The organism is Duodenibacillus massiliensis (assembly GCF_900128485.1).
GTDB classification, from domain to species: Bacteria; Pseudomonadota; Gammaproteobacteria; order Burkholderiales; family Burkholderiaceae_F; genus Duodenibacillus; species Duodenibacillus massiliensis.
In genome coordinates, this window is the sequence record NZ_LT635859.1 from 278,746 (window position 1) to 289,358 (window position 10,613).

The following is a 10,613-nucleotide window of genomic DNA, read 5'->3' on the forward strand; positions in this document are numbered from 1 at the left end:
CCCGCCGTACTGAACAATCACGCCCGCGGGTTTTTCGCTGTGGCAGATTTCCAGAACGTCTTCAAGCGTGACCGGTTCAAAGTAGAGGCGGTCGGAGGTGTCGTAGTCGGTCGAAACGGTCTCGGGGTTGCAGTTCACCATAATCGTTTCGTAACCGTCTTCGCGCATCGCAAGCGCCGCATGCACGCAGCAGTAGTCAAATTCGATACCCTGACCGATTCGGTTGGGGCCGCCGCCCAAAACGACGATCTTCTTTTTATCCGAGGGCTGCGATTCGTCTTCCGTCTGGTAGGTCGAATACATGTACGCGGTCTTCGTTTCAAATTCCGCGGCGCAGGTATCCACGCGCTTATAAACCGGGCGGATATTGAGGGCATGACGGCGGTTACGGACGTCGTCTTCATGGCACCCCGTGAGTTTGGCAAGACGCTTGTCGGAAAAGCCCTTCTGCTTTAAAAAGAACAGATCTTCGCGGCTGATATCGGCAAGATTTACGCCTTCCACGCGCTTTTCGATGTCAATAAGCTCTCTCATCTGCGCGAGGAACCAGGGATCAATCGACGTCATCTCATGGATTTCGTCGTTGGTAAGCCCCAGACGCATGGCGTCAGCCACATAGAAAATGCGTTCCGGACCGGCTTCGCTGATTTCGTGAATGATTTCTTCGCGGTCCGTGGACAAGGGCGTCAAACCGTCCTTACCGGTTTCAAGACCGCGCAACGCCTTCTGGAGCGACTCCTGGAAGGACGACCCGATCGCCATCACTTCACCCACGGACTTCATCTGCGTGGTGAGACGGTCATCGGCCTGCGGGAACTTCTCAAAGGCAAAACGCGGGACCTTGGTGACAACGTAGTCAATCGTCGGCTCAAAGGACGCGGGCGTAGCGCCCCCGGTGATGTCGTTTTTGAGTTCGTCAAGCGTGTAGCCCACCGCAAGTTTGGCAGCGACCTTGGCAATCGGGAACCCCGTTGCCTTGGAGGCCAGGGCCGAGGAGCGCGAGACACGCGGATTCATTTCGATGACAATCAGACGCCCGTTTTTGGGGTTCACGGCAAACTGCACGTTGCTGCCGCCCGTATCCACACCGATTTCACGCAGCACCGCAATCGACGCGTCACGCATGATCTGGTACTCGCGGTCCGTGAGGGTCTGCGCCGGAGCCACCGTAATCGAGTCACCCGTATGAATGCCCATGGGGTCGAAGTTTTCGATGGAGCAGACGATGATGCAGTTATCCGCCTTATCGCGCACGACTTCCATCTCGTACTCTTTCCACCCGAGAAGCGACTCTTCAATGAGAAGTTCGTGCGTCGGGGAAAGCGCGAGACCACGCTCGCAGATTTCCACGAATTCCTGCATGTTGTAGGCAATGCCGCCGCCGGAGCCGCCGAGCGTAAAGGACGGGCGGATCACCGCGGGAAAGCCCACGCGCTGCTGAACAGCCAGCGCCTCCGACATGTTGTAGGCAATCCCCGAGCGCGCGGACTCAAGCCCGATGCGGGTCATCGCTTCCTTAAAGCGCTGACGGTCTTCGGCCTTATCGATCGCTTCGGGCGAAGCGCCGATGAGTTCCACATCGTACTTTTTAAGAATGCCCTTTTCGTCCAATTCCATCGCGAGGTTTAAGGCCGTCTGCCCGCCCATCGTGGGGAGAATGGCGTCCGGTTTTTCGCGCGCGATGATGCGCTCCACCACCTTCACGTTTAAGGGTTCGATATAAGTGGCGTCCGCCGTATCCGGGTCGGTCATGATGGTGGCGGGGTTGGAGTTCACCAGAATCACGCGGTAACCCTCTTCCCGGAGCGCCTTACACGCCTGTGCGCCGGAATAGTCAAATTCGCAGGCTTGGCCGATCACAATCGGACCGGCCCCGAGAATCATGATGGATTTAATGTCGGTACGTTTAGGCATGTTCACTACCCGTCTGATAATTTTTGGGATCAAGCTCACGCTCAACGAGCTCAATCAGAATATGAATAACTTTAATGTGCAGTTCCTGCACGCGGTCGGCCCAGGCGCCGCCCGGGGTGACGACCGCGATGTCGGCCAGTTTCGTGATTTCTGAGCCGGCTTTCCCTGTAAGGGCAATCACCTTGACACCCTTTTCGCGCGCCGTACGCGCGGCCTTGACGACGTTTTTGCTCGTGCCTGAGGTCGTGATCGCCAAAAGCACATCGCCGGGCTTGCCGAAAGCCTCAACCCAGCGGGAAAAGACGTCTTCGTAGCCGAAGTCGTTTGCGACACACGCAAGGTGCGAGGCGTCTGCGATCGCCTGCGCGCGGTAGGGACGGCGGTTTTGGCGGTAGCGCCCCGTCATCTCCTCGGCAAAGTGCATGGCGTCGCAGAGACTTCCGCCGTTGCCGCAGCTCATCACCGTGCCGCCCGCCTTCTGGCTTTGAGCAATCAGGTGTCCGGCCGCAGCCACCGCCTCCAGCATCGCTTTGTCGGCGATCAGGGCGTCAAGGGCCTGTCTGGCTTCAGTCAAGTCCGCAAGGACTACGTCAGCGCCCGTCATCAGCGGCGGCTCCGCATGAGTTCGGCAAAGCGGTCAAACAAGGGGGCAATATCGTGCGGACCGGGGCTTGCTTCAGGGTGCCCCTGAAAGCTGATTGCCGGGGCGTCGACAAACCGCAGCCCCTGCAGCGACCCGTCAAAAAGGCTCTTGTGGCTTGCCTCAACCCCTTCCGGAAGCGTCGCCGCATCCACCGCAAACCCGTGGTTCTGGCTCGTGATGTAGACGCGCTTAGTCTTGAGATCCACCACCGGGTGGTTGCCGCCGTGGTGGCCGAATTTCATCTTGAGGGTCTTACCGCCGCAGGCAAGGCCCATGATCTGATGCCCGAGGCAGATACCGAAGAGGGGGATCTTCTTTTCAAGGCACACGCGCGCCGTTTCGATGGCGTAGGTGCAGGGCTCGGGGTCACCGGGCCCGTTGGAGAGGAAGACGCCGTCCGGGTTCATCGCGAGAACCTCAGACACGGGCGTGGTCGCGGGCACCACGGTCACTTCCATGCCGCGCTCGGCCATCTCGCGCAAAATGTTGCGCTTGATGCCGAAGTCGTAGGCAACAACCTTGTACTTAAAGGTTTCGGGCTTATTAAAGCCGGGCTCGCCGTCAGCAGCCTTAAGGCCCCAGAGGCCTTCCTTCCATTCGTACGTCGTCTTCGTGGAGACTTCTGCCGCGAGATCGCGCCCCACCATCGAGCCCCAGGAGGCAGCCGCCTTTTTGGCCGCCTCAATGTCGGCGTCGGTTAAAGCTCCTTCCTTTGCGGCCACAAGGCAGCCCGCCTGTGCGCCGAACGTTCTCAGGCGCCGCACCAGAGCGCGGGTATCGATGTCGCTTACCGCAACCGTCCCGGCCTTTTTGAGGTAGGAAGACAAGTCGTCGGTCGCACGGAAGTTACTCACAACGGGGGAAGCGCAGCGCACGATAAGGCCCGCGGCGGCCACACGGGCGCTTTCTTCGTCAGAGGGGTTCACGCCCACGTTACCGATATGCGGATAGGTAAGCGTCACAATCTGGCCGGTGTAGCTCGGATCCGTGAGTATTTCCTGATACCCCGTCATCGAGGTGTTAAACACCACTTCGGCCGTCACGGTGCCCGCAGCACCCAGGCTGCGGCCGCGAAATACCGTACCGTCGGCAAGCACCAGCGCTGCCTGAGGGCGTGTATCGGTTTGAATGGATCTCAAGATAGTCTCCCGCACGAAAAAATCTTAACTGTCAGTCGTCAGCGGCGCCCGGTAAAACGGTCACTTCCCCGAGCGTCGGTAAAATCGACAAATTATAGCTTTCAGCCGCGCTTTCCTCTCTTCGGGATAAGCCGAATTTTCTAGGCCGATTTAAGTAGCTCACAGCCGCTATCCCGCAACAGTTCTGCAGCTTTTTCCCGATACCGTCTCTGCAGGATTTCGGTAGGATAAAGCGAAAACAGGGAGAGGCCCTGCCCGGCAGGGTCCGATACATCTTTTACAAAAGATAAAAATGACAGACACCAAGAGCGAGCTCTCGCAGCTAAAGACCTGGACCACGGTTGTGGCCGATACCGGCGACATTGATGAAATTGCGCGCGTGCGGCCCACGGAAGCCACCACCAACCCCTCGCTCATTCTCAAAGCCGCCATGACGCCGCGGGGCGAAGCGGTTTTGCGCGAAGCCCGCCGGGCCCCGGAATCGGCCTCTGACCGCATTGACCGGGTTTTGACCGCCTTCGGCGCTGAAATCCTGCGTCACATTCCTGGGCGCGTAAGTACCGAAGTCGACGCCCGCCTCTCCTTTAATCCGCGCGCCACGGTGGAAAAAGCCCGCCGCATCATTGCGCTTTATGAAGCGCTCGGCATTTCACGCGAACGGATTCTCATCAAGATTGCCTGCACGTGGGAAGGCACACAGGCTGCGCGCGTGCTGGAGCTTGAAGGCATTCACTGCAACATGACGCTTATCTTTGACCTGCCGCAGGCCATAGCCGCCTCGCAGGCCAGGGCAACGCTCATCAGCCCGTTTGTGGGCCGCATCTACGACTGGTACAAAGCCAAGGAAGGCGCCCTCTGGGACGAAACCGCGATGGCGGGCGTGAACGACCCGGGCGTACAGTCCGTCACACGGATCTGGAAGGCACTTAAAGCAAGCGGCAGCAAAACCCAAGTGATGGGAGCGAGTTTCCGCAACAAAGGGGAAATCACGGCGCTTGCCGGCTGCGACCTCCTCACGATTGCGCCGAAATTTATCGACGAACTCAACACAACCTTTGCCCCTCTGCCCCGCGTTTTGGACGCTGAGAAACTCAAGTCCGTTGAGTCCCTCACGATCTCAGAATGCGACTTTCGGTATGCGTTAAACGCTTCGCCCCTGGCTAACGGCAAACTTGCCCAGGGGATCCGCAGCTTTGCCGCGGACACCGAAAAACTCGAAGGCCTGCTGCATTAAGGAAACAGGGCGATGACAACGGCGGCATGGCGGGTTCTCATTGTCGAACCGGACGAAATCCGGATGCGGCACTACATGCTTGAGCTCATGCAGGACTCGGCGTTTCATCTGGCGGCAACGGCCCCCAACAAACGTCGTGCGATGCCCCTGATTGACCGCACGCCCGTGGATCTAGCGGTCGTAAACGCCCGGCTTCCGGACGGGTGCGGCGCGGAAATCACGCGCGCGGTGCTTAAAAAAAATCCGGATGCCCATATCCTCATTGCCACGGACGTGAGCGAAGAAAACACCGTCATGCAAAGCGTGGAGGCCGGAGCCGACGGCTACATTCTCGTCACGGACGATGCGCCGCGTATTGCTGACAGCCTTAAGGTGATGGCTGCGGGCGGGTCGCCTGTGAGCCCCCTCATCGCCCGTTCGGTTTTGCGCGCCCTGCACTCAAGAAACACCGCGGCGCCTGCGCCCGCAAGCGACATCCTCTCGCGCCGGGAGCTTGACATCATGGGGCTCCTCGCTAAGGGCCTCACGTTGACGGCAATTGCTGAGATTCTTTCGATCAGCGAACACACCGTCACCACGCACGTCAAGAAGATCTACAAAAAGCTTAACGTCCACTCGCGCGGCGAAGCCGTTTACGAAGCGCGGCAGCTGCACCTGATTCAATAAACCAAAAAGCGTTTTAGGACGGCCGCGCAGTCAAGGGCACCCGCCGCGGCTATCATTGCGTCCATGGTTCTGTGCTTCAGATGGTTTTTCTGCCGTACAGCCTCCTTAATCAACTTTCTGTTTTTCACCATGGCCACCACTACCGCCACCAAAGAAGCCGTCCGTGCGGCGCTTGCTCCCATTGCCGCCGATATGGCTGAAGTCGAACGCGTCATCGCCGAAGAGATGTCAAGTTCCGTTGCCCGCGTGCAGGAAATCGGGCGCTACATCACGCAGGCGGGCGGCAAACGCATGCGCCCGGCGCTTCTCATCCTGATGGCGCGCGCCATGGGAGAAAAGACAAAGGCGGCACCCTTTCTCGGTGCTGTGATTGAGATTCTTCACACCGCAACGCTCATGCACGACGATGTGGTCGATGAAGGCATGATGCGCCGGGGACGGGAAACCGCCAACGCCCGCTGGGGTAACGGCCCTGCGGTGCTCGTCGGGGACTTCCTCTACACGCGCTCATTTCAAATGATGGTGAGAGCCGGAAACCTTCGGGTGATGCAGGCGCTGGCCGATGCCGCCAACCGCTTAAGCGAGGGCGAAGTCCTGCAGATGGCCAATACCCACGATCCGGATGTCGATGAAAAGCGCTACTTTGCCGTGATCGAACGCAAGACCGCGTGCCTTTTTGAAGCCGCGGCACACATGGCAGCAGCTTTAGCTGACGCCCCCAAGGCCTACGAAGACGCCTGTGCACAGTATGCCCTCTGCCTTGGTAACGCTTTCCAGATCGCTGACGACATCCTTGACTACAAGGGCGTGGCCGCCGACATCGGCAAAAACCTCGGAGCTGACCTTCGCGAAGGCAAGGTGACGCTTCCCGTGATCTACGCACTGCAGGCGACTTCTGACGCGGACAAGGAAATGATCCGCGCAGCCATCCGCGCCGGAGACGGTGACTTTGAGGCAATCAGCCGCATCGTTGTGGAAACCGGAGCCATCGAAAAGTGCCACGCACGGGCGCTTGAAGAGGCAAAAAAAGGCGTGGAAGCATTAAATTCTCTTCCGGCTGGACAATTCCGCGAATCTCTGATAAAGTTTCTGTCCTTCGCAGCGGAGCGGGACCGATAAAAAGTCCTGATGCCGTACGAAGTTTCGGGGTGTAGCTCAGCCTGGTAGAGTACTACGTTCGGGACGTAGGAGTCGGAGGTTCGAATCCTCTCACCCCGACCAGAATTTCGACAGGGAGATAACTTTTTAGTTGTCTCCCTGTTTTTATTTCCTGCCATGCCTGTCTTCCATCGAGAAAAAGCCATTGAGCTTGCAGCCCGTCTCCTTTGGCTCGCCGGTACGAGTGTTTCGGCCTTCAGCCTCTTGCTGCTCCTTTACCTCGCTGAAAGAGCCTTTTTACTTCGGCATGCCGAGCGATTTACCGGCAGCTCCGCAGAAGCCCTGCCCGACGGACCAATGCTTACCGACGTTGCGGCTCTTTTCTCCGGCGAAGCATCACCGGCCGCGGACGGCTTTGCCCGAGGCCCCCACGGGCTGAGACTTGCGACAACCTGCAAACCAAGTTTTGATCACCTTTCCGCCGCGGACATTGAGACGGCTGACAGCATCTGGGCACAATTCGGGAAACTCTCTGAAGCAGAACTCAAAGTTCTGCTTCAGAACGGGCTTTGCCCGGAGTGGCAATCAGGCGTGACTGCGACGATCACAGATACACAGATCCTGGTTGCCGGAGGAAAAACACCGCGGGAGATTGCGGCCTTCCTTGAAAATCTCAAGGAAGCGGATGACCTGGCAACGGTTCAGCAAAAGCTGATATAGCTTGCGGTCGAACCTGTTCGCAGTCAATTCTCCAAGCCATACACCTCCACAACTCGTGGAGGAACCTACAGAAATTTATCCGTTACAGTGCGTACTTTACCGAAAGGTCGTAGAGCTTTTGTACGTCTTCAGGCATCGCTTTGTACCCCGCAAGCTCAAAGGGCTGCTTTTTCAGGTAGTCAAGCGCAAAAACCTGCAGGCGGTCAAGATCGATAATGTCACCTGATCCGTTCACAACGCCCGCGTCCTGCAGTTCCGGGATATAAGAGCGGATGAGAAGCGGCGAAGTCTTCACCGCAAGTGCCCCCAGGGGCACAATGGTCATGGCCTGTTGCACGACATACTAAAGTACCCACCAAACGACATTAATTTTGACCCACCTCGAGGGGGCGTCGTGAGGTACTTTTACAATGACGAGAAAGTCGAGGATCATGGGTTCCGTTGTTCATCACAACGGAGGTTCCAAAACCATGATTACCAAAGAATGCCGTCTTCTTGTGCGGCAACTTGTTCTTGAAGAACACAAACCCATCCGCCATGTCGCCCGGATCTTGGGCATGGCACGCAACACGGTTAAGCGGTGCCTGCAGACGGATACCGACCAACCCCGCCGAGACACCCGCAGTCAGGCCGGCCGCTTTCTGGCCGAGCACTCCGACGAGGTGCGAAACAGCTTCTACACGTGCGAGAGCCGCTGTCCACCACTGCAGAGTTTGTTGCGTGAGACTTACGGCGTTGACATCCCCCTGAGAACGCTTGAGCGGTTTTGCAAGCCGTTTCGTGAGGCTGCCCGAGCTTGCCTGCAGCAGCAGGCTATTCACGGTCGCTACGAGACTGCTCCGGCACAGCAGTTGCAGATCGACTTCGGCGAGAAGGTTGTTCGGTTGGGCGGGAAGATGACACGCCTGCACTTTTTTGTTTGCAAGCTCGGTTACTCACGCCGATTGTTTGCCAAGGCCTATCCGTCTGAGACCCAGACTGCCTGGCTGGACGGGCTTGAGTCGGCCTTCCGCTACTTCGGCGGTCTGCCTTACTGCATCGTGTGCGACAACGCTTCCAGTCTGGTTCGCAACCACTATGCCAAGACGGCGGTCGAACGCTTTACCGAGCGCTTCTACCAGTTCTGCACCTACTACGGTCTCAAGCCGATTGCGACCGCCGTGTGTAAGCCTCGCAGCAAGGGAAAAGTGGAATCGGGGGTGAAGTATCTCAAAGGCAATCTGGCCGGCGTCAACAAACCCACCATCGAGGATTGGAACCTGTGGCTTGAGGCTTGGTGCCGATCTTCCGACGAGCGCAAGCTCTCGACGGTGTTTGACGGTCCTCGGACTCCTGCCCAGAGGTGGCAAATCGAGCTCCCCAAAATGCGTGCGCTCAGTAAGCCGCCGATGATCCACACCTACGTGGAGACTCGCAAGGTCGGCAACAACGACGGTCTTATCCGTGTTGACAACAAGTACTACCGAGTCCCCCAACATCTTGTCGGAATGAAGGTGCAGATTCAGATCGACGAGGCAACGATTTCTGTGTTGCAAGGGGGTGTTATGGTAGCCACACTCGATAAGACCGCCGATGTATTTAACCCTCAAGCTCAAAATCTGTCAAACGGTGAGATCGAGAAGGATGCCTACGACAAGAGTCGGGACAAGCTTGCCGAGGATCCTCAGTGGCAAGCTTACAGTGAGCACCGCAGCGCTCTCAGCGCCGATACGCGTGCCTATGACGACAGCATCGGCTGGACCGAGCCCAAGGAGCAAGAGTGATGAGCCGTGAATCTGATGAGAGGCTCTGCTCTCTGGCCGATCGTTTGCGTCTGCCCTATCTGCGCGACCACATGACCGAAGTTCTCGAGAATATTGCGCAGGCCAAAATGACGCCCCGTCAGGCTATCGAGTACGCCTTCGGCAAGGAAGTGCAACAGCGTGAATGCAATCGCTTCAAGCAGTTGCTGCAGTCGGCGCATCTGCCGACGATCAAGAAGCTGGAAGATTTCGATCTGACGGCGCAGCCGTCTATCAACCCCGGGACTANCATGGCCGTAATGCCGCCCTTTTCAAGTGCCATCGGTTTAAGCACCGTCTCGTAGAACTCGCCGATGACAAGAGGCATCTTGGATACAAGCATTTTCATTGCAGAAGCTCAATTTTCAGGCACGCCTTAAATTTGACCAAGAGAAAGCCGATGTTTTGCAATGTCCTTCTGTCACCTACCCGCGAGTGAACAAACTTCTGTTTTTGCATCAATCTCAGATCAACAGTTTCTGCAGGCCGTTGACAGTGGCAAAGAGCGATTCGGCAAAGGTGACGTTCTCGTAGTCGAACTCGAAACGATACAGGTTCTGAAGGACCGCAAAATTCAGACGCTGTGGGATATCAGAAAAGTGGTCGAACACAAGACCTCAGTTGAGTAGCTTTCACTGTTCTGACAATTTGTCTTGTTTATGCACCAAGAGAACGGCTCACATCCCGATGCTTTGGCAGGACAGTCAGAAAAAAATATGACTTAACTACAAGGAAAGGAAACAAGAGAACTTGCGGATGGTGCCCGAGAAGAGACTCGAACTCTTACGCTTATTAGGCGGAGGATTTTGAGTCCTCTGCGTCTACCATTCCGCCACTCGGGCACTTTGTCGGCCGGCGAAGAAACCGCCGGGAAACGACAGGTCGTGAATTATCCCGATTTTCGCGGGCAATTGCAACAGGTTGGGAAAAAAACGGCACTTCAAAAGTCATCCGATTATCCATACCCCAATTGATATAAAATCGATCATACATGTTTTAAATCATCAGCAGGCATCTTGTTTTACCGTTTATTTTCAATAAGTTAATCGATCAGATCGATGCGATCGATTGACAAACACTCAATTGCATAACTCTCGTCCTGCCGAAATTTGACACACTCACAACCGCTGTCCGGAAAACCTGGGACAAAGCGCCGGTCACTGAAACGCTGGTCGCCTTTGCCAACACCGCCGGAGGCGATCTCTACATCGGAGTGGATAATGACGGCCGTCCGGTCGGCGTGGACTGCCCTGAGCGAATCATCAGAAACATCGCCACCGCTGCCCGCCGCATCTGCCCCTCTATGATCGGGTGTATCTCCGCAGAGGTGCTGAGAGAAAACGAAATCGCTGTAGTGCATGTACATGTCACGGCGGGAAAACTGCGTCCTTTCTCAATGACTGTCTCTTATAACCATC

At 56.9% G+C, this 10,613-nt stretch carries 12 protein-coding genes and 2 tRNA genes; 8 read left to right on the forward strand and 6 right to left on the reverse strand.

Going from position 1 to position 10,613, the window contains the following annotated elements:
• The 3 genes from carB to carA all read right to left on the reverse strand — a co-directional run.
• Positions 1-1,914: carbamoyl-phosphate synthase large subunit (gene carB / locus BQ7486_RS04225; protein ID WP_074009080.1), on the reverse strand; the 1,914-nt coding region annotated here is incomplete at its 3' end.
• Complete coding sequence (gene gmhA / locus BQ7486_RS04230) at positions 1,907-2,518, reverse strand: D-sedoheptulose 7-phosphate isomerase (RefSeq protein ID WP_022373388.1); 612 nt, start codon at positions 2,516-2,518, stop codon at positions 1,907-1,909. The genes carB and gmhA, both read right to left, overlap by 8 nt.
• Complete coding sequence (gene carA, locus BQ7486_RS04235) at positions 2,518-3,696, reverse strand: glutamine-hydrolyzing carbamoyl-phosphate synthase small subunit (protein WP_074009081.1); 1,179 nt, start codon at positions 3,694-3,696, stop codon at positions 2,518-2,520. Before carA ends, gmhA begins: the two co-directional genes overlap by 1 nt.
• A 292-nt stretch (positions 3,697-3,988) precedes the next feature.
• Here carA and BQ7486_RS04240 point away from each other — a divergent pair, with 292 nt between their 5' ends.
• From BQ7486_RS04240 to BQ7486_RS04260, 5 genes are all read left to right on the forward strand, one after another.
• A complete protein-coding gene (locus BQ7486_RS04240) occupies positions 3,989-4,930 on the forward strand; it encodes a transaldolase (RefSeq protein ID WP_074009082.1) in 942 nt (313 codons plus the stop codon).
• A 12-nt stretch (positions 4,931-4,942) separates the two neighbouring features.
• Complete coding sequence (locus tag BQ7486_RS04245; protein WP_074009083.1) at positions 4,943-5,596, forward strand: LuxR C-terminal-related transcriptional regulator; 654 nt, start codon at positions 4,943-4,945, stop codon at positions 5,594-5,596.
• 129 nt (positions 5,597-5,725) lie between these two features.
• Positions 5,726-6,715, forward strand: coding sequence for a polyprenyl synthetase family protein (locus tag BQ7486_RS04250; RefSeq protein ID WP_074009084.1), 990 nt, complete (start codon positions 5,726-5,728; stop codon positions 6,713-6,715).
• Positions 6,716-6,740: 25 nt separating this feature from the next.
• Positions 6,741-6,817, forward strand: a tRNA-Pro gene (locus tag BQ7486_RS04255).
• A 54-nt stretch (positions 6,818-6,871) separates the two neighbouring features.
• Positions 6,872-7,414 carry a type II toxin-antitoxin system antitoxin SocA domain-containing protein gene (locus BQ7486_RS04260; protein WP_022373393.1) on the forward strand — a complete coding sequence of 181 codons (543 nt, stop codon included), beginning with the start codon at positions 6,872-6,874 and terminating at the stop codon, positions 7,412-7,414.
• 82 nt (positions 7,415-7,496) lie between these two features.
• Here the strand turns inward: BQ7486_RS04260 and BQ7486_RS04265 are convergent, their stop codons facing one another.
• Positions 7,497-7,751, reverse strand: a complete 255-nt coding sequence (locus BQ7486_RS04265) for a hypothetical protein (protein ID WP_143183036.1) — start codon at positions 7,749-7,751, stop codon at positions 7,497-7,499.
• A gap of 133 nt (positions 7,752-7,884) precedes the next feature.
• Here BQ7486_RS04265 and istA point away from each other — a divergent pair, with 133 nt between their 5' ends.
• Positions 7,885-9,177 carry an IS21 family transposase gene (gene istA / locus BQ7486_RS04270; protein ID WP_162272207.1) on the forward strand — a complete coding sequence of 431 codons (1,293 nt, stop codon included), beginning with the start codon at positions 7,885-7,887 and terminating at the stop codon, positions 9,175-9,177.
• A complete protein-coding gene (locus BQ7486_RS12200; protein ID WP_143183037.1) occupies positions 9,177-9,500 on the forward strand; it encodes an ATP-binding protein in 324 nt (107 codons plus the stop codon). Before istA ends, BQ7486_RS12200 begins: the two co-directional genes overlap by 1 nt.
• 159 nt (positions 9,501-9,659) lie before the next feature.
• Here the strand turns inward: BQ7486_RS12200 and BQ7486_RS11900 are convergent, their stop codons facing one another.
• Complete coding sequence (locus tag BQ7486_RS11900; protein WP_154666308.1) at positions 9,660-9,806, reverse strand: hypothetical protein; 147 nt, start codon at positions 9,804-9,806, stop codon at positions 9,660-9,662.
• Positions 9,807-9,952: 146 nt separating this feature from the next.
• Positions 9,953-10,037, reverse strand: a tRNA-Leu gene (locus BQ7486_RS04285).
• Between the two features lie 365 nt (positions 10,038-10,402).
• Between BQ7486_RS04285 and BQ7486_RS12475 the strand changes: the two genes are divergently transcribed.
• Positions 10,403-10,613 (forward strand): AlbA family DNA-binding domain-containing protein (locus BQ7486_RS12475; protein ID WP_420865536.1); only part of this gene is annotated, 211 nt, incomplete at its 3' end.

Bases quoted from the DNA above. Each gene is read 5' to 3' on its own strand.
- gmhA (WP_022373388.1), bottom strand. From the start codon at position 2,518: ATGACGGGCGCTGACGTAGTCCTTGCGGACTTGACTGAAGCCAGACAG.
- BQ7486_RS04240 (WP_074009082.1), top strand. From the start codon at position 3,989: ATGACAGACACCAAGAGCGAGCTCTCGCAGCTAAAGACCTGGACCACG.
- BQ7486_RS04245 (WP_074009083.1), top strand. From the start codon at position 4,943: ATGACAACGGCGGCATGGCGGGTTCTCATTGTCGAACCGGACGAAATC.
- BQ7486_RS04250 (WP_074009084.1), top strand. From the start codon at position 5,726: ATGGCCACCACTACCGCCACCAAAGAAGCCGTCCGTGCGGCGCTTGCT.
- BQ7486_RS04260 (WP_022373393.1), top strand. From the start codon at position 6,872: ATGCCTGTCTTCCATCGAGAAAAAGCCATTGAGCTTGCAGCCCGTCTC.
- istA (WP_162272207.1), top strand. From the start codon at position 7,885: ATGATTACCAAAGAATGCCGTCTTCTTGTGCGGCAACTTGTTCTTGAA.